Origin of the sequence: Pseudomonas sp. LS1212, assembly GCF_024741815.1 — a bacterium.
GTDB lineage: Bacteria > Pseudomonadota > Gammaproteobacteria > Pseudomonadales > Pseudomonadaceae > Aquipseudomonas.
Genome location: NZ_CP102951.1, coordinates 2,198,069 through 2,215,506 on the forward strand (window position 1 = coordinate 2,198,069; position 17,438 = coordinate 2,215,506).

The 17,438-nt window shown below is 61.8% G+C and carries 13 protein-coding genes; 4 read left to right on the plus strand and 9 right to left on the minus strand.

What is annotated here, in order from left to right; all coding sequences use genetic code 11:
- Positions 1 to 86: 86 nt before the first annotated feature.
- The gene (locus NVV94_RS10315) at positions 87 to 779 is read left to right on the plus strand and encodes a metallophosphoesterase (RefSeq protein ID WP_258447063.1); all 693 of its coding nucleotides are present in this window, start codon (positions 87 to 89) and stop codon (positions 777 to 779) included.
- Here the strand turns inward: NVV94_RS10315 and NVV94_RS10320 are convergent.
- Positions 769 to 3,354, minus strand: a complete 2,586-nt coding sequence (locus NVV94_RS10320) for an autotransporter outer membrane beta-barrel domain-containing protein (RefSeq protein WP_258447064.1) — start codon at positions 3,352 to 3,354, stop codon at positions 769 to 771. The two genes, NVV94_RS10315 and NVV94_RS10320, sit on opposite strands and share 11 nt — an antisense overlap.
- A gap of 320 nt (positions 3,355 to 3,674) precedes the next feature.
- Between NVV94_RS10320 and NVV94_RS10325 the strand changes: the two genes are divergently transcribed.
- The gene (locus NVV94_RS10325) at positions 3,675 to 3,935 is read left to right on the plus strand and encodes a DUF1652 domain-containing protein (protein WP_258447065.1); all 261 of its coding nucleotides are present in this window, start codon (positions 3,675 to 3,677) and stop codon (positions 3,933 to 3,935) included.
- A gap of 123 nt (positions 3,936 to 4,058) precedes the next feature.
- Here NVV94_RS10325 and eco read toward each other — a convergent pair whose 3' ends face one another.
- Positions 4,059 to 4,529 carry a serine protease inhibitor ecotin gene (gene eco / locus NVV94_RS10330; RefSeq protein WP_408733493.1) on the minus strand — a complete coding sequence of 157 codons (471 nt, stop codon included), beginning with the start codon at positions 4,527 to 4,529 and terminating at the stop codon, positions 4,059 to 4,061.
- Positions 4,530 to 4,656: 127 nt separating this feature from the next.
- Here eco and NVV94_RS10335 point away from each other — a divergent pair, with 127 nt between their 5' ends.
- Positions 4,657 to 5,880, plus strand: coding sequence for an amino acid deaminase (locus NVV94_RS10335; RefSeq protein WP_258447067.1), 1,224 nt, complete (start codon positions 4,657 to 4,659; stop codon positions 5,878 to 5,880).
- A 5-nt stretch (positions 5,881 to 5,885) separates the two neighbouring features.
- Here NVV94_RS10335 and NVV94_RS10340 read toward each other — a convergent pair whose 3' ends face one another.
- The 7 genes from NVV94_RS10340 to NVV94_RS10370 all read right to left on the minus strand — a co-directional run bounded on the left by NVV94_RS10340 (position 5,886) and on the right by NVV94_RS10370 (position 13,357).
- Positions 5,886 to 6,161 carry a peptidylprolyl isomerase gene (locus NVV94_RS10340; protein WP_258447068.1) on the minus strand — a complete coding sequence of 92 codons (276 nt, stop codon included), beginning with the start codon at positions 6,159 to 6,161 and terminating at the stop codon, positions 5,886 to 5,888.
- A gap of 64 nt (positions 6,162 to 6,225) precedes the next feature.
- Positions 6,226 to 8,181: an acetoacetate--CoA ligase gene (locus NVV94_RS10345; protein ID WP_258447069.1), complete on the minus strand. Its 1,956-nt coding sequence runs from the start codon at positions 8,179 to 8,181 to the stop codon at positions 6,226 to 6,228.
- Between the two features lie 11 nt (positions 8,182 to 8,192).
- Entirely contained in the window at positions 8,193 to 8,963 is a 771-nt protein-coding gene (gene hbdH, locus NVV94_RS10350) for a 3-hydroxybutyrate dehydrogenase (protein ID WP_258447664.1), read from the minus strand.
- Between the two features lie 90 nt (positions 8,964 to 9,053).
- Positions 9,054 to 10,076 (minus strand): ABC transporter permease, encoded by a 1,023-nt coding sequence (locus NVV94_RS10355; RefSeq protein WP_258447070.1) that lies wholly within the window; start codon positions 10,074 to 10,076, stop codon positions 9,054 to 9,056.
- Positions 10,076 to 11,134 carry a microcin C ABC transporter permease YejB gene (locus NVV94_RS10360; protein WP_258447071.1) on the minus strand — a complete coding sequence of 353 codons (1,059 nt, stop codon included), beginning with the start codon at positions 11,132 to 11,134 and terminating at the stop codon, positions 10,076 to 10,078. The genes NVV94_RS10355 and NVV94_RS10360 overlap by 1 nt, the downstream gene beginning before the upstream one ends.
- A complete protein-coding gene (locus tag NVV94_RS10365; protein WP_258447072.1) occupies positions 11,131 to 12,996 on the minus strand; it encodes an extracellular solute-binding protein in 1,866 nt (621 codons plus the stop codon). Before NVV94_RS10365 ends, NVV94_RS10360 begins: the two co-directional genes overlap by 4 nt.
- A gap of 79 nt (positions 12,997 to 13,075) precedes the next feature.
- Entirely contained in the window at positions 13,076 to 13,357 is a 282-nt protein-coding gene (locus NVV94_RS10370) for a peptidylprolyl isomerase (RefSeq protein ID WP_059405911.1), read from the minus strand.
- Between the two features lie 234 nt (positions 13,358 to 13,591).
- Here NVV94_RS10370 and NVV94_RS10375 point away from each other — a divergent pair, with 234 nt between their 5' ends.
- Positions 13,592 to 17,071 (plus strand): Ig-like domain-containing protein, encoded by a 3,480-nt coding sequence (locus NVV94_RS10375; protein WP_258447073.1) that lies wholly within the window; start codon positions 13,592 to 13,594, stop codon positions 17,069 to 17,071.
- The last annotated feature ends 367 nt before the right edge of the window (positions 17,072 to 17,438 follow it).

Here is a 17,438-nt window from a genome sequence, read left to right on the forward strand (position 1 = left end):
GTCGCACGCACGTTTCATCTCCCGGCGCAGCATTGGACTGGCTGGCGCACTATATTAATTGTACGCCCGATAGCACGGGGTGCAGCATGAACAGACTGCTTCACCTTTCACCCAATACCGCAGGGCGTGATATTGCCGTGGGGGATATCCATGGGCATTTCACGCGGCTGCAGGACGCCCTGGACGCGGCGGGTTTCGACGCGTCCTGCGATCGCCTGTTCAGCGTGGGTGACCTGGTCGATCGCGGCCCCGAAAGCGAGCAGTCACTCGAGTGGCTGGACAAGCCCTGGTTTTTTGCCGTGCAGGGCAATCACGAAGCATTGGCCATTGCCCATGTCTGCGGGGGGTATCTGGATTATTCAATGTACCGTGCCAGCGGTGGTGGCTGGTTCCTGGACCTTGCACGGCAGGATCAGGAAGTGTTCGCCAGCCGTTTTGATCGAATGCCGCTGGCGATAGAGCTGGAGACTGCACAAGGGTTGGTGGCGCTGGTGCATGCCGACTGCCCATTCCCGAGTTGGGCGCCCTTGCGTGAAACCTTTGTCGAGGGCGGGCCCTTGCTGGCAGCCGTGCAGGAAATCTGCCAGTGGTCGCGACGGCGCCTGCAGCAGGAAAACACCTGCGGCGTCGAAGGGGTGCGTGCCCTGATCGTGGGGCACACACCCTTGCGCCAGGTGGCGGTGCTGGGCAATGTCTACCATATCGATACGGCGGGGTGGGCCAGCGGGTACTTCACCCTACTGGACCTGAACACCCTCGAGGCCTTGCCTACCAGCTGACACGCACGCCCAGATTGCCGCTGACGCCCTCCAGGTTGTTGCTGTCCAGGTTGGTGTTGTAGTTGGCACCGAAGTAGACGCTGACCGCCGGCGCCACCATGGCGACCAGGCCGATCCCCAGATCGGCCCAGGATGACTGGTGCTCGCTCTTGATCTTGTCAAAGTCGTTGTAGGTCACCGTGTCGTAGCCGTCGAAGGTGTGCCAGAAGTTGGCTTGCAGGTAGGGTGATATTGGCAGGTTGTTCCACAGGTAGTGCCCTTCCAGGCGTGCACCTGCCCGGCCGGTCAAGTAGCCCTGGGAGTCGAATGAAACATCGGAAATACCGTCGTTCTGGTCTTTCAGACTGATTGTCTGGTAGATCGCCTGCAGTTGCGGCTCGAGCTTCCAATTATCAGAAACCTTGATCAGATAACCGCCCTCCAACGAAAAGGTGGCGCCGTCTCCCTCGGTATCGAGCTTCGCGCCGCGTTCGGATTTGCTGTCGCCGTCCAGGTCGGTATACATGGCGACCAAATCGAGATACCAGCCGAAGGGCTTTGTGATTGTCCAATAGACACCTACATTGCTGCCGTCGAGCTTCGTTTTACCCGCCCGCCGGTCTTGGAAACCTTCCGCAAAACCTTTGACATTACCGCGCAGGTGGCTTTGGCCGACGAAGAAGCCAAAACGCTGGAATAACTCGTCGCTGGTTTGTGAAGCATACAGGTCATGCCCGATCTGGTAGCCCTTGAGCGAACCGTCGAAGCTGGGCGAGGCGGTTCCCGTCCAGCTTTTCTGGACGTCGCTGCCATAGACCCGCCCCCAGCCGGCCGGCGCGCCACCGGTTTCGGTCAGCAGGCGTTGATCGCCCTGGCGATCGTGGAAGATGCCGAGGAAATCCAGCATCATCAGTTGCGCAGCGGGCATCACCACCGAGTACAGCGGCACTTCCATTCGATACAGCGGGATTGGATCGGCACCCGCTACTGCTGTCGGCATTACCGGGGAGCCAATGGCCGGTGTCGGCGAAGTCTGCGCAGGTGTTTGCACCGGCGGGTGGGCTGGTGGCGCGGTGGGTGGCAAGGGTTGCGCGGTAGGCGGTTCCACGGGTGGTTCGTCCGGATCAACAGCAACCGGGGGCGGCGGGGCGGGTACCCTGGGCGTTACAGGTGTGACCGGCGGAGGTGGAATGGGGGTGGCGCGAGGCTGGACGGCAACGACACTGTTGCGCAAGAACCAACTGTGCTCCGAACCTGCTTGTACGCCCCCCTTGAACAGCCGGTACTCGTAGGCACCCGCCGCAATCGACCCCCCCTTGAGCGAGAACGCGTCGGCGCTGCTGGTTGCGCCATTCTGCGCCTGTACCACTTCAATACCATTGCTCAGCATCGCGGCGCCCGGGCCATTGAGGTTGCTGACGGTTATCTGCGTATCGCCGCTGATAGTGCCCTGGGAAACCAACAGCTTGTCACTGGCCGCGCCGTCGCCGGCCAATACCGTCTGCAGCCAGAGTTCGCCGCCGGTGCCGACATAGTTGCCATGCACCGTCAGCGAGTCAGTGGCAGCACTGCTGCCGGTCGTCATGTCGATAATCCCGGCGTTGTTCAGGGTGGCCGACTGGCCGGCAGTGTAAGGGCGAATGTTGCCTTGGGTGACGACCAGGGTACTGCTGTCGTCGATAGTGAAGGCGCCTGTACCGCTGCCACTGTCGCCCAGGAAAAAATCGCCGGCCAGGTCGAACCGAGAGTTGTTGGTCAGGCTGACCGACTCCCAGCCGATGTAGCGTTCGGGGGATGCGGAAGTGCTGTTGTCGAAGGTCAGGTGATCGTCGCCCAGGCCCCCATCCAGTGATGGGGTCGGGGCCAGCAGGCTTTCGGTCAGGTTGCCGATCAGGCCGGTGTCATTGCCATTGCCCATCAGAATGGCGGATTCGATGGTACCGCCATCTTTCCAGATGAAGGTGTCATCGCCCTCGCTGGCGCGGATTTGCCCGGAAATGACGCCGCCGGTGACGGTGATCTTGTCATTGCCGCCGCTGACACTGATGTTGCCGCCGATGGTGCCGCCGGACACGATGATGGTGTCGGTGCCGAACCCGGTGACCAGGTTGCCGATGATCTTCCCGCCAGACATGTCGAAGGTGTTGTCATCGAGTTTCATGTTGACGCGGCCGATGGTTCCGCCGGTCATTGTTGCCATGTCGCCGTCTTCAAAACCGTTGACGATAGTGCCGCCGGTCATCAGGAAGGTATCCAGCCCATCGCCTTGGGACAACGAACCGATCTGTCCGCCATTCATGACGAAGTCGTCGATGCCTGAGCCTTGTTGCACGCTCCCGGTAATAGTGCCGCTGTCGATGCGAATTTGATCGGTGCCTGCGCCGAAGGTAACGCTGGCAATAGTGCCGGTGCTCGCTGCGGGCAGCGTCAGCGTGTTGTTGCCCGACGAATCGTTCAGGGCACCGGCAGTGCCGGAGTCGCATACATAGTTGCTGTCACCGCTGGTGGGAGTGATCGTGCACGCCGCCTGAGCCTGTTGCAGCGTCAGGCTCAGCAGTGAAAGGGCACCTACGTATACCAGCTTGTTATTTGGCATCGATGTCATCCTTGAAAACCCGTAGGGTGGGATTTCGAGGTTTTCTAACATCGATAACGCAAGTTCATAAGCTGACAGAATTACTAGGTTGTTCGCTTATGGGAAAGGGCCGAAACTACGCGATTGGCCTTTTATCGCTGTCGCCCTCAAGTGCTCATGTGCAGGCGACTGCGCGCGCGGGGGCAAAGTTTCAACGAACTTGCGGGTGATGGCCATTTGGCAAAATAAATCCGGTAAGACTTCCCAAAGCCGCCTACGCTGATAGTTGGACCCGCAATCAACCCTGAATTAAAGATCGCGAATAACAAGGAGAAACGTAAATGCTATCAACCTTGGAGTTGCGCAACATCATCGAAAGCAGCTTTCTGCCCATGCGCTGCCAATGCACGCTGGCGCAGGATCGTTCGTTGACGGTGAAGGTGTTCGATCGGGCCAGCGAGCGGGTCGATCTGATGGTCACAGGCATTTGTGCCGAGCAACTCAACAGCAGCCGGGCGATTTCCAATCTGATTACCGGGCTGCGCCATGACCTGGCGCATACCCACGTGGCCAAGGCCAATCGCGTCAGCGATAGCCTCTGACTTGACGCGTACCCCTGTAGCCGCTGCCGCCAGGCTGCGCTCGCCTGCGCAGCAGGCGCAGGATCTAAAGATTGCAAGGGAGCCCCTGCGGGACTCCAGCGCAGCCTGGCGGCAGCGGCTACTTTACTCTTCGGTTGCCTTGTTGACCTGCTCAGCCGCAGACCAGATCCGGTAATGCACCTCCACACCCTTGGGTGCGTAGACCACGATCGGCAGCTTGCTGTTATAGCGCAGCATGAAGCCTTCCCCGACCACCGGTACCAAGGCCTTGGCTTTCTTGCCGTCCGGGCAAGCCATCAGGGTCGACATCGGCCCTTTCACCGCTTCGAGCCGATAGTAGTTGTAGCCCCAGCCCTCCAGCGTTTTTTCTTCCAGGTTGCCTGCGAGCCTTTGGCGATTGCAGTCGACTTCCAGCTGCTTGCCGGCAAGAATCTCGACCTTGTGATCGTTTTCGTCGGTTTGGCTGGGCAGGTGAATCACCTGCCGGGTGAAGCCGGCTTCGGCTTCAGGGTAGGGAGCCACGTCCTTGAGGGTGGCGGCCAATGCCTGCGGGCCGAACGTGGCCAGTGACAGAGTTAGGGTGGGCATGAGCATCGACAGACGCATGAAGCCTCCTTGCAGGGCAGAAAAAAGTATCGCAAGGGTAACCTCGACGCGGGAACGCTGTCAGTCTATTACTAGGGCGTGTCCCGTCGCCTTAACTATCAGGATGGGTAAGATCATGGTCGTCAGCACATCACTCTCCGATGTCAGCCTCGAGAAGGGCTGGGCAGCACCTGGCGCCAGCCTGGTTCGCGATGTCAGCCTCCCGGCGCTGGTGATTCACCGGCAGGCGTTGGAGCACAACATCCACTGGATGCAGAACTTTGCCCATAAAAGCGACGCGGAGCTGGCGCCCCACGGCAAGACCAGCATGACCCCGGCGTTGTTCCGGCGTCAGCTCGAGCAGGGCGCTTGGGCGATCACCCTGGCCACCGCCGTGCAGACCCGCGCCGCCTATGCCCATGGCGTGCGCCGGGTGCTGATGGCCAACCAACTGGTCGGGGCGCCGAACATGGCCCTGATCGCCGAGCTGCTGGCCGATCCGTTGTTCGACTTCCATTGCCTGGTCGACCACCTGGACAACGTCGTCGCGCTGGGCCGGTTTTTCGAAGCGCGCGGCCTGCGCCTGAATGTGATGATCGAATATGGCGTGCCCGGTGGCCGCTGCGGGTGTCGCGACGAGCAGCAGGTCCGCGAACTGGCGGCAGCGATTGCCGCGCAGCCGGCACTGGCCCTGACCGGCATCGAGGGCTATGAAGGTGTGATCCACGGCGATCATGCCGAGAACGATATTCGTCTCTATGCCGCTTCCCTGGTGGATCTGGCCGTGCAGTTGCAGCACCAGCACGCGTTCGCCCTCGACCAGCCGATCGTCACCGCCTCCGGCTCGGCTTGGTATGACCTGATTGCCGAAGCCTTCGATGCCCGTGCGGTACGTGGCCGCTTTCTCAGCGTGCTGCGCCCGGGCTGTTATGTCGTGCATGACCACGGCATCTATCAAGAGGCCCAATGTGGCGTGCTCGAGCGTCGCGGCGACCTGATCGAAGGCCTGCGCCCGGCGCTGGAAGTCTGGGCCCATGTGCAGTCGATGCCCGAGCCTGGCCTTGCGGTGGTAGCGCTGGGCAAGCGCGACGTCGCGTACGATGCGGGGCTGCCGATGCCGCTGATGCGTTATCGCCCGGATGTCGAGCCGGCAGTGGGAGAAGACGTCAGCGCCTGCCGCGTCACCCGGATGATGGACCAGCACGCGTTCATGCAGGTCGCCGAGGGTTGCGAGTTGCGTATCGGCGACATCGTTTCCTTCGGCACCTCTCATCCCTGCCTGACCTTCGACAAGTGGCGCACCGCCTGCCTGGTCGATGAGCAGCTGCAGGTTGTCGAAAACATGCCTACCTATTTCTGAAGGAATCAGTCCCGGTAAAACACCTGGACCAGGTGGTAGCCGAACTTGCTCTTGATCGGGCCATGCACGGTGCGCAGGGGTTTCTTGAAGATCACCTGGTCAATGGCGCCGACCATCTGCCCGGGGCGGACTTCGCCCAGGTCGCCGCCGCGCTTGCCCGAAGGGCAGGTTGAGTATTTCTTGGCCAGCACATCGAAGGCTTCGCCCTTGGCGATGCGCTGCTTGAGTTGTTCGGCCTCTTCGGCGTTTTTCACCAGGATATGGCGAGCTTGTGCTTTCATGTCGTGATGCCTTGCAGTGTACGGCGGTAAAAGCCGGCGATTATGCCGCAAGATCAGTGTTTGATCATGTGCTGAGCTCCGGCCGGTCACGGAACTGTTCCAGCGCCTCGGGGTTGGCCAGCGCATCGGTGTTTTTCACCGGCAGCCCGTGAACCACATTGCGCACCGCCAGTTCGACGATCTTGCCGCTGATGGTGCGCGGGATGTCGATGACCGCGAGAATCTTCGCCGGTACATGGCGCGGCGTGGTATTGGCGCGAATCACCTTGCGGATGCGTTCCTGCAGGGCATCGTCCAGCGCGATACCGTCACGCAGGCGGACGAAAAGCACGACGCGTACGTCATGCTCCCATTGCTGGCCGATGGCGATGCTTTCCAGCACCTGTTCGATTTTTTCCACCTGGCGATAGATTTCCGCCGTGCCGATGCGCACGCCGCCGGGGTTGAGCACGGCGTCGGAGCGGCCATGGATGATCAGGCTGCCGTGGGCGGTCTGCTCGGCGTAATCGCCATGGGCCCAGATACCCGGGAACTGCTCAAAGTATGCAGCCTTGAAACGTTCGCCTGTCGGGTCATTCCAGAAGCCGAGCGGAATGGCCGGGAAATGCCGGGTGCAGACCAGCTCGCCTTTCTCGCCGATGACGGGTTGACCCTCGTCATTCCAGACCTCGACGGCCATGCCCAGGCCCTTGCACTGAATCTCGCCACGGTGCACGGGCAGTACCGGATTGCCGAGCACGAAGCAGGAAATGATGTCGGTGCCACCGGAAATCGACGACAGGCACAGGTCGGCCTTGATCTCACGGTAGACGTAATCGTAGCTTTCCGGCGACAAGGGTGAGCCGGTCGACAGCAGTACCTTGAGGCGTTCCAGGCGATGGCTCAGGCGCGGCTGTTCACCGGCCTTTTCCAGCGCCGCCAGGTACTTGGCACTGGTGCCGAAAACGCTGATGCCTTCGTTGTCGACCAGGTCCAGCAGGCGCTGCGGGCCGGGGTGGAAGGGCGAGCCATCGTACAGCACCAGGGTCGCCCCCAGGGCCAGGCCGCTGGCCTGCCAGTTCCACATCATCCAGCCGCAGGTGGTGTAGTAGAACAGACAATCGTCGGGCCCCAGGTCGGCATGCAGGCCGTGTTCCTTGAGGTGTTGCAGCAAAACCCCGCCGGTGCTGTGCACGATGCATTTGGGCACGCCCGTGGTGCCGCTGGAATAGAGGATATACAACGGATGAGCGAAGGGCACCGGGGTGAACGCGGGTTCGCCGCCGCTCTGGTAGAAGTTGTCCCAGAGGCTGACTTGTGCGCTGGTCTTGAAATCTTCGCCGCGCGCCTGTTGCCGGGTATAGGGCACAACCAGTAACTGTTCGAGCGAAGGCAGTTGCGTCAGTACTTCGTTGAGCTTGTCGGTTTGATCGATGTCCTTGCCGGCGTAGCAATAGCCGGCGCAGGCGATCAGTACCTTGGGTTCGATCTGGCCGAAACGATCGATGATGCCGTGGGTGCCGAAGTCCGGTGACGAGCACGACCAGATCGCACCCAGGCTGGTGGTGGCGAGCATGGCCACCACCGTCTCCCAGGTATTGGGCATGCAAGCCGCGACCCGGTCGCCAGGGCCCACGCCGACCGCGCGCAGGCTTTGTTGCAGGCCGGCGACATGGGCGGCGAGCTGGGCGTAGGTCAATTGTTCACGCTGGCCATCCTCGCGCACCGAGACCAGGGCCGGGTGATCGTCGCGGCGGCGCAGCAGATGCTCGGCAAAGTTCAGCGTGGCGCCGTCGAACCAGCGCGCATCGGGCATTTGCGGCCCTTCGATCAGCACGCTGGACGGTGGGCTGCGCCAGGTGACGGCAAAGGTATCGACGATGGCCTGCCAGAACGCCTCGCGCTGGTCGATGCTCCAACGGTGCAGGGCGGCATAATCGGCCAGGTCCAGGTCATGCCGCTGATTGATCGTGCGCCGGAAGGCATCCATCCGTGACGCGCGAATACGTTCCTCGCTGGGTCGCCAGAGTACTTTTGCCATGTCCGCTCCCTCTATTGGGCCAGCCAGCCGCCATCGATATTCCAGGCCGCGCCGCGGACCTGGCTACCGGCTTCGCTACAGAGAAACAATACCAGTTCGCCCAGGTGCGCGGGAGTGACAAAGGCCAGCGATGGCTGTTTTTCGGCCAGCAGATCGCGTTGTGCCTGCTGCGGGTCGACCCCTGTGGCGGCACGGTCGTCGATTTGCTTCTGTACCAGCGGTGTCAGCACCCAGCCCGGGCAGATGGCATTGCAGGTGACGTTGCTGGTGGCCGTTTCCAGGCCGACGACTTTGGTCAAACCGATCACCCCGTGCTTGGCTGCCACATAGGCCGCCTTGCCGACCGAGCCGACCTGGCCATGTACCGAGGCGATGTTGACGATTCTGCCCCAGCCCCGCTGGCGCATGCCGGGCAGGGCAAGCCGGGTGCTGTGGAACACCGCCGAGAGGTTGATGGCGATGATCGAGTCCCAGCGCTCCACCGGAAATGTCTCGACCGCCTCCACATGCTGGATGCCGGCATTGTTGACCAGAATGTCGACGCCGCCGAATTCGCGCTCGGCATAGGCGAACAGGTCGGCGATCTGCTGCACATCGCTGACATCGGCCGGATGGTGGCCGACCTTGCCGCCAAAGCGCGCGACCTCGGCGATGGCGGCGCTGGCATCGCCGAAACCATTGAGAATCAGATCGGCGCCAGCCCTGGCCAGGCCCAGGGCGATGCCCAAGCCGATGCCGCTGGTGGAACCTGTGACCAACGCGGTTTTGCCTTTGAGGGTCATGCTGCGCTCCTTAAACGATGCCGGTGGCTGGTAATCCTTGAGGCTTTCGCTGTCGTTCATTGGCCGTTCCATGGGGGTGCAAAGTGCCGATTATGCCCTTGGATCGAACGCGTCGCGTAATGCCTCGCCGATAAACACCAGCAGCGACAGGATCAGCGCCAGGGTGAAAAACGCGGTGAAACCCAGCCAGGGTGCTTGCAGGTTCTGCTTGCCCTGATTGATCAGTTCCCCCAGCGAGGCACTGCCGGCGGGCATGCCGAAGCCAAGGAAATCCAGCGCCGTCAGGGTCGAGATGGCGCCGGTGAGGATGAAGGGCACAAAGGTCAGGGTGGCGTTCATGGCGTTGGGCAGGATGTGCCGCAGTATCACCAGGCGGTCGGGCAGCCCGAGTGCGCGGGCGGCCTGGACGTACTCCAGATTGCGCCCGCGAAGGAATTCGGCACGCACCACATCGACCAGCGCGAGCCAGGAAAACAGCGCCATGATCCCCAGCAGCCACCAGAAGTTCGGTTCGACGAAGCCCGACAGAATGATCAGCAGGTACAGCACCGGCAGCCCCGACCAGACTTCCAGCAAGCGCTGCCCGATCAGATCGACCCAGCCGCCGTGATAACCCTGCAGCGCTCCGGCAGCGATGCCGATCACCATGCTGATCAAGGTCAATGCCAGCGCGAACAGGATCGACACCCGCGCGCCGAAGATCACCCTGGCGAGCACATCGCGGCCCTGGTCATCGGTGCCCAGCCAGTTGACCGACGACGGCGGGCTGGGCGCTGGTTGCAGCAGGTCGTAGTTGGGGGTGTCGGCACTGAAGGGGATGGGCGGGAACAGCATCCAGCCGCCCTGGTCGGCAATCAGCTTGCGCACGTAATTGCTGCGGTAATCGGGCTGGAATGGCAGTTGCCCGCCGAATTCCTGTTCGGTGTAACGCTTGAGTGCCGGGAAGTAGAGGCTGCCCTGATAGCCGAGCAGCAAGGGTTTGTCATTGGCGATCAATTCGCCGCCAAGGCTCATGATGAACAGCAGGACGAACAGCCAGAGGGAATACCAGCCACGGCGGTTGCGCTTGAAGCGCTGCAGTTTTCGACGGCTCATGGGCGAGAGTGTCAGCATCAGCGGCCTCTTGCGTCGAAGTCGATGCGCGGGTCGACCAGGGTGTAGCACAGGTCGCCAATGAGCCTGATCAGCAAGCCGAACAGGGTGAAGATGAACAACGAGCCGAACACCACCGGATAGTCACGGGCAACCGCCGCTTCATAGCTCATGCGGCCCAGGCCATCGAGGGAGAAAATCACCTCGATCAGCAGCGAGCCGGCGAAGAACACGCTGATCAGCGCCTGGGGAATCCCGGCCACCACCAGCAGCATGGCATTGCGAAACACATGGCCGTACAGCACGCGGCGCTCGCCCAGGCCCTTGGCCCTGGCGGTGACCACGTACTGGCGGGTGATTTCATTGAGAAAGGCATTCTTGGTCAGGATGGTCAGGGTGGCGAAACCGCCGATCACCAGCGAAGTGACCGGTAGCACCAGGTGCCAGAAATAGTCGGCGACCTTGCCCAGCAACGAAAGCTGCTGGAAGTTCTCCGAGACCAGCCCGCGTACCGGGAACCAGTTCAAGGAGGTGCCGCCGGCAAACAGCACGATCAGCAACAGGGCGAACAGAAAGGCCGGCATGGCATAGCCAATGATGATCGCGGTACTGCTCCAGATATCGAACAGGCTGCCGTGGCGGATGGCCTTGCGAATGCCCAGCGGGATCGACACCAGGTAGGTGATCAGCGTCGCCCAGAGCCCCAGTGAAAGCGTGACCGGCAACTTGTCCAGAATCAGGTCGGTCACCTTGGCACCGCGAAAGAAGCTGTTGCCGAAATCGAGCAGGGCGTATTGCTTGAGCATCAACCATAGCCGCTCGGGCGCCGACTTGTCGAAGCCATACTGCTGTTCGATCTCCTTGATCAGCTTCGGATCGAGGCCACGGCTGGCCCGGGAACTGCCGTGCAGTGTTTCGCCACCACCGGCGATACCGGCACCGCCGATGCCTTGCAGGCGAGCGATGGCCTGTTCCACCGGCCCGCCCGGCGCGGCCTGGACGATGACGAAATTGACCAGCAGGATGACCAGCAGGGTAGGGATGATCAGCAGCAGCCGCCGCAGGATATAGCCGGTCATTGCTGCCCCTCGGTGCTTTTCTCGCGTGCCTCGAGTACCGCCATCTGTTCGTTGGTCAGTGCGGTCGGGCTGACTTCCCACCAGGATTCGATGGCTTCGTCGTTACTGGCCTGCACGCGCGGTATGCCAAAGCGGTTCCACCAGACAGTCGAAGTGCCCGGCGGATAGTAATTTGGAATCCAGTAATAATTCCATTGCAGTACCCGGTCCAGCACATGGGCATGGTTGACCATGTCGGCCCGGGTCTGGGCCTTGACCAGGCCAGTGATCAGGCGGTCGACGGCCGGGTCCTGCAGGGCCATGTAGTTGTTGGAGCCCGGGTCTGTGGCGCCCTGGGAGGCAAAATAGTTGTACAGCTCCATGCCGGGGGAGGGCGAGACCGGGTAGCCGGTGACGATCATGTCGTAGTCACGGGCCATCAGGCGGTTGATGTACTGCGAGGCATCGATGCGGCGGATCTGCAGGTCGATGCCGATCTGCGCCAGGTTGCGCTTCCAGGGCAGCAACAGGCGCTCGAAGCCGGCCTGGCCGTTGAGGAAGGTGAAGCTCAGGGGCTCGCCCTTGGCATTGACCAGTTGATCACCCCGGGGGTGCCAGCCAGCGGTGTCGAGCAGCGCCAGGGCTTGCAGTTGCTTGTCGCGGATAAAACCGCTGCCATCGGTTTTTGGCGCCTCGAAGACCTGGCTGAACACTTCGTCGGGGACCTGTCCGCGCAGCGGCTCGAGAATCTTCAGCTCTGCCGCGTCGGGCAGTTGTCGGGCGGCCAGCGGGCTGTTGGAGAAGTAGCTCTGTTGGCGGATGTAGACATTGCGCATCATCTGCCGGTTGCTCCACTCGAAATCCCAGAGCAGGCTCAGTGCCTGGCGCACCCGGCGATCCTGGAACACTGGCCGTTGCAGGTTGAAGACGAAGCCCTGGGCACTTTGCAGCGCCTCGCGGGCCAGGTGCGCCTTCTGCAGGCGGCCATCGTTCAGTGCCGGGCCGTCGTAGCCGATCGAGTAGCCGGTGGCGGAGAATTCCCGGTTGTAGTCAAAGGCGCCACCGCGCAACACCTGCCGGGCAACATCGGTATCGCCAAAAAACTCGATGCTGAACCGATCGAAATTGTAGCGGCCGCGGTTGACCGGCAGGTCCTCGCCCCACCAGTGCGGGTTGCGCTCGAAGGTGATGCTGCGGCCATTGTCGACCTTGCCGACCCGGTACGGGCCGCTGCCCAGTGGAGGCTCGAAGCCACCGCCGTTGGCGAAGTCGCGGGTTTTCCACCAGTGCTCGGGCAGCACCGGCAAGGATGCCAGGTCCAGCGGCAGGGTGCGGTTTTCACTGCTTTTTAAATCGAAGCGAATCTGCCGCTCGGACTCCACCTGCACGGCTTTTACATCGGCGAACTGCGTGCGGTACTTCAGGCTGCCCTGGCTCATCAACAGGTCATAGGTGTAGCGCACATCGTTGGCGGTTATCGGCGTGCCATCGGCAAAGCGCGCGCGCGGGTCGAGGTAGAAGCGCAACCACAAGCCATCGTCGGCACGCTCCATCTTCTGCGCCACCAGGCCATAGACGGTGTAGGGCTCATCTTGCGAGCGCACCGCCAGTGGCGAATAAACCCAGCCATCGAGTTGGGAGATGCCGATGCCCTTGTCGATGTAGGGCAGGATGTGATCGAACTGTCCGATCTCCAGCGCCGAGCGGCGCAGAGTGCCACCTTTGGGAGCCTGCGGGTTGGCATAGGCGAAATGGCTGAAGCCGGCGGGATACCTGGGGGCTTCGCCGTAGACGGTCAGGGCATGCTGAGGCGATGCGGTTACCGACTCAATGATCAGTACAAGCAGCAGGGGCAAGAGCGTGGTCAAGGACGGCAAGCGCATGTTCACCCTTGTCGCGTTCGGGGAGGGGTTCAAGCAGTGAAAGCGGCCGCAGCCGCTCTCACTTTATAGCGCAGGTCGATCAGTCCTGGCGGCTGGTGACTTCCAGCAGGTGATAGCCGAACTGGGTCTTCACCGGGCCTTGCACGACATTCAGCGGCGCGCTGAATACCACGGTGTCGAATTCCTTGACCATCTGACCCGGGCCGAACGAGCCCAGGTCGCCGCCCTGGCGGCTGGACGGGCAGGTGGAGTTCGCTTTGGCGACTTCGGCGAAGTCGGCGCCGCCTTCGATTTGAGCTTTCAGTTCGTTGCACTTGGCTTCGCTGGCAACCAGGATGTGACGGGCAGTGGCTTTGGCCATGGTGGTACTCCTTTGACAGTAAAGTGCTGAGCCTACCGGAATCAGTGGGTGATTTCCCGCTAAAAGTTCCTGGGCACAGCTTCCCGGCCTGGCTTTATAGGGGCCTTGCCGTTCGTCGCTACCTATCATTTCTGACAGTTGTGGGCCTTCTGATTTCAGCCTCCAATCGCCCGGGAGCCATTCACTTCTTTTTGAACTGAAGCCCGAGCTCACCATATGGACTGGAGACCGCTCATGACCGTTGAACAACCGCTCCCCGATGAGGCAGGCGAGGAACTGACACTTGCCGATCAACTCGCCGCTTACAATCAACCGTTTGCCCACCCGCCAGAGAGTTCGGCGTCTGGGGTGTTCGGCGCGGTGAACGCCGAGTCCGAGATGTATGCCGCACCAGGGCCATTGGCCTTGCTGCCCATCTTCATTCCCGGGCTGATCAGGCCTTTGCCTGGAGCCGTCGGTGCCGATGGTGGCGTCAACTTTCACATGCTGCACTCCAGCACCTCGGGCCTGCTGATTATCGTCCAGGCCTACACCAATATGCGCGAAGGCGACTGGATCGAAGTGTTCTTCGGCAATCCCGATGTGCCGGTCGCCTCGGATGGGGTCCGCGCCGAGCATCTCAATCAGAACTTCCCGATGTTCATCGCCGCCGTACGCATCCCTACCGGCCTCAACACCCTGTTTTGCCGGGTGACCCGTGCCGGCGGGGGTAATCCGGAGGAATCGACGCCCTTGTCGGTACTGGTCAAGCTGGCCTTTCCCGCCGGCACCGACCCGAAGCCGGACGAACCCGGCCATCAATTGCTGGTGCCCGCGAAATTGCCGCAGGCCGTGGTCGATGGCGGCGTCACCGAGCAGTGGTTGACAGACAATGGTGGCGTGGAGGTCACCATCGACCCCTACCCGAACATGGCGGAGCACGACACGATCCACCTCAGTTGGGGCGGTGAGTTCGTCGACCATGCCGTGACAGCGGCAGATGTCGGCCAGCCCATTGTGATCCCTGTGCCTGCCGAGCTGATTCTCGCCGCCGGCGACAGCGATGCACAGGTGGTGGTGTATCAGGTCATTGACGTGGTGCAGAACGTCTCCAGTGACTGGTCACCGCGCACCTTCGTGTATGTCGAGGCGGGTGGCTCGCGACTGGAAGCACCGATCGTGGCCGATGCCGATGAAAATGACGTCATTGATCTGGACCTGTTGGGGCAGGCTGACGTTACCATTCAGGTGGTGGCATCGCGGCCCAACTTCGCCAAGGACGACAAGGTGGCGCTGACCTGGACCGGGACGACCGCGCAGGGCCAGACAGTGGTGCATACCGACGAGCTCCCGGTTTTGGTGGTCGGTCGTATCCTGACTTTCACGATCCCCAACGCCACGGTCCGGGAAATCGCTCGGGGCCGGGCGGTGGTGTCCTATGTCCTGACCAGGGCGGTGGGCGGGGCGCAATTGCCCTCCAAGCGGGCCAGCGTCAGTGTGGTCGGCACGGCAGTAAGCCTGCCGGCACCGACGGTGACCGAAGCGGTGGGTGGCACGCTGGATCCGACCCTTGCGCAAGCCCGCGTGACGGTGCCATACCTGGGGACGAAGCCAGGCGATGTCGTGAAGATCACCTGGCTGGGCCGCAAAGCCGATGGTGGCGCTTATCTGCATGAAACTCAGCGCCCCATCAGCGGCTCGCAGGCCAGTAGGCCGCTGTCCTTTACCGTGCCCGGTACGCATATTGCGATACTCGATGGTGGCTCGGTGGAGGTGTCTTATCAGGTGCTCGTCGATTCGCTGCCCGCGCCGCTGGAGTCCGAACGCTTGACCCTGCGGGTGGGCGAGGCGCAGGCCGAACTGCCCGCGCCGAATGTCCCGGATGCCGTGGACGGTGTGCTGGACCCTGACAAGGTGCCCGATGGCACCGAGGTGTTGATTGCGGTTTACAGCAACATGGCGGCTGGCGACACGGTTTACCTGGAGTGGCGCGGCAGTACGGGGCAAGGCCATCTCAGCGACAGTGTGCCCATCAGCGGCTCAGCGGTGGGCAAACCGGTGAGTTTCTGGGTAGACGCCGACTATATCGAAGCCAACCGCAACGGCGAGGTCGAAATCTGGTATCGGGTCGAGCACAGCGGTGTCCCGACCCGGACCTCGGCTCGCCTGGTAGTGCGCATCGGCGTCGCCGTGGAAGAGCCCCTGGCCGCTCCAGTGGTGCTGGAGGCGGTAGAAGGTGTGTTGAATCCGGTGGATGTGACAGCAGGTGCCACCGTGAGGATCGCCGTTTATGACCGAATGAAAGAGAACGATGAAGTGTACCTGCGCTGGGAAGGCGACAAGGCCGGCGGTGTTTACTATGAGAGCAAGCCCATCAGCCGTGATGCCGTCGGGCAACCGGTTACCTTCACCGTGCCTTATGCGTATGTGAAGGCCAACCAGGACGGCAACCTCGGCGTTTCCTATCAAGTTCGCCGCGTCGACGGCGGCACGCAGGAATCGGTGGTGCTGCCGCTGCGGGTGAGCAAAGTGCAACTGCCCGCCCCGACGGCCGTAGAGGCCATCGGAGATACATTGGACCCGATCAATGTGCCGGCCGACGGCGCCACGGTAAGCGTTCTCTATGACGACATGACGATAGGCGACACCATCCTGCTGAACTGGCAGGGAGCAACCGTGTTCACACCGCTCCCCAAAAACGTGGAGGCGGTGGGGATACCTGTTGTTTTCAAGGTGCCTTATGAGCATGTAGCGGCCAGTCAGAACGGTAGTGTCCGTATTTCCTACCGGCTGTACCGGCTCGCGGGCAGCAGCCTGGAGTCTGAGGTATTGACCGTGCGCGTGGCCAGGGAGCCGCTGATTTTGACGGCTCCGATAGCCATCGAGGCTGTCGGCAACACATGGGACCCGGGCGATGTACCCGAGATCGGCGCCACGGTACAAGTCACCTATGAACCGATGGTGCAAGGCGATAGCGTGGTCGTTCATGTGAGCGGGGCCCCCGGCTACACCTCCCCTCCCCAAATCGTCCAGGCGGCCGGGGTGATGAACTTCCGGGTTCCCAAGGCGATCCTTGCCGGCAATGCCGGGAGGGGCGTGAGCGTGACCTATACCGTGACTCACGTTGCCAGCAGCCCGGTGAGCTCACCGGCACTCATGCTCACGGTAGTGGCGGCACTGACCATCAGCCCCAATCCGATGAACCTCAATGGCATCTCCGTCAAAGGAACGGGCTGGGCAACCACCGGCGTTGACTCCGAGGGCAATACGCAGACGCGCCTGGCCAGCGGCGGCAAGCCGCCGTACACCTATGCCTCCAGCAACCCTGCGGTCGCCTCGGTGACCGCGGCCGGGAAGGTGACTGGCAATGGCAACGGCTCGGTCAGCATTACCGCCACGGACCAGCGGGGCCGGACGGTCTCTTATTCAGTGAGCGTCAGCAATGTGTACCGTCTGGTGGTGCATAACGGAAACCTCAATGCCACACAAGCCATCGCTTGGAAGAACTCGCTGGCCAATGCCGTTCCTTGCTATTCCAGCGCGGTGGCCGATATGCACAGGGTGTATCGCATACCGTTTCCGATAAACAGGCACTATTGGCTTTGTGAGCTGGGGGCTTGCGCAGGCTTGCCTGGCACTCCCTATGCGTTCTATCACTACACTCACCGTGCAATCTACTGCGCGCACGCAACAAACACCACTATCGTAGGGGCCTGGTGTCTGCAACGCCTGTAATCCTGATGTTTTTCGGTCGCGACGCGGCCCTTGTCGTCGCCAGGCGGCGATAAGGGTCGCAAAACCTTGCGACCCCCCATCCCGCGCGGCACGTCCGCTCAGATCAAGTCGGTGGCGGCCCTGGTGTGATCCACGGACAAAACCTGGCCTTGCCTTCCCCTTCAAGCGATTGCAAGCAGGCATAACCGTTCGTCGCTACCTATCATTTCTGATAGTTGTGGGGCGTCCGCTGATCAGTTTCCAATTGGCAGGAAGCCAATCGGTTCTTTTTGAACTGACACCTGGGCTTATCACATGGATTGGAGGCCGCTCATGACCATCGAAGAACCACTAGCCGGGAACGAGTTTACGCTCCAGGACGCTATCG

What these genes read in the sequence shown, in the direction of transcription:
- NVV94_RS10315 (WP_258447063.1), top strand. Translation starts at nt 87, where the DNA reads ATGAACAGACTGCTTCACCTTTCACCCAATACCGCAGGGCGTGATATT.
- NVV94_RS10320 (WP_258447064.1), bottom strand. Translation starts at nt 3,354, where the DNA reads ATGCCAAATAACAAGCTGGTATACGTAGGTGCCCTTTCACTGCTGAGC.
- NVV94_RS10325 (WP_258447065.1), top strand. Translation starts at nt 3,675, where the DNA reads ATGCTATCAACCTTGGAGTTGCGCAACATCATCGAAAGCAGCTTTCTG.
- eco (WP_408733493.1), bottom strand. Translation starts at nt 4,529, where the DNA reads ATGCTCATGCCCACCCTAACTCTGTCACTGGCCACGTTCGGCCCGCAG.
- NVV94_RS10335 (WP_258447067.1), top strand. Translation starts at nt 4,657, where the DNA reads ATGGTCGTCAGCACATCACTCTCCGATGTCAGCCTCGAGAAGGGCTGG.
- NVV94_RS10340 (WP_258447068.1), bottom strand. Translation starts at nt 6,161, where the DNA reads ATGAAAGCACAAGCTCGCCATATCCTGGTGAAAAACGCCGAAGAGGCC.
- NVV94_RS10345 (WP_258447069.1), bottom strand. Translation starts at nt 8,181, where the DNA reads ATGGCAAAAGTACTCTGGCGACCCAGCGAGGAACGTATTCGCGCGTCA.
- hbdH (WP_258447664.1), bottom strand. Translation starts at nt 8,963, where the DNA reads ATGACCCTCAAAGGCAAAACCGCGTTGGTCACAGGTTCCACCAGCGGC.
- NVV94_RS10355 (WP_258447070.1), bottom strand. Translation starts at nt 10,076, where the DNA reads ATGCTGACACTCTCGCCCATGAGCCGTCGAAAACTGCAGCGCTTCAAG.
- NVV94_RS10360 (WP_258447071.1), bottom strand. Translation starts at nt 11,134, where the DNA reads ATGACCGGCTATATCCTGCGGCGGCTGCTGCTGATCATCCCTACCCTG.
- NVV94_RS10365 (WP_258447072.1), bottom strand. Translation starts at nt 12,996, where the DNA reads ATGCGCTTGCCGTCCTTGACCACGCTCTTGCCCCTGCTGCTTGTACTG.
- NVV94_RS10370 (WP_059405911.1), bottom strand. Translation starts at nt 13,357, where the DNA reads ATGGCCAAAGCCACTGCCCGTCACATCCTGGTTGCCAGCGAAGCCAAG.
- NVV94_RS10375 (WP_258447073.1), top strand. Translation starts at nt 13,592, where the DNA reads ATGACCGTTGAACAACCGCTCCCCGATGAGGCAGGCGAGGAACTGACA.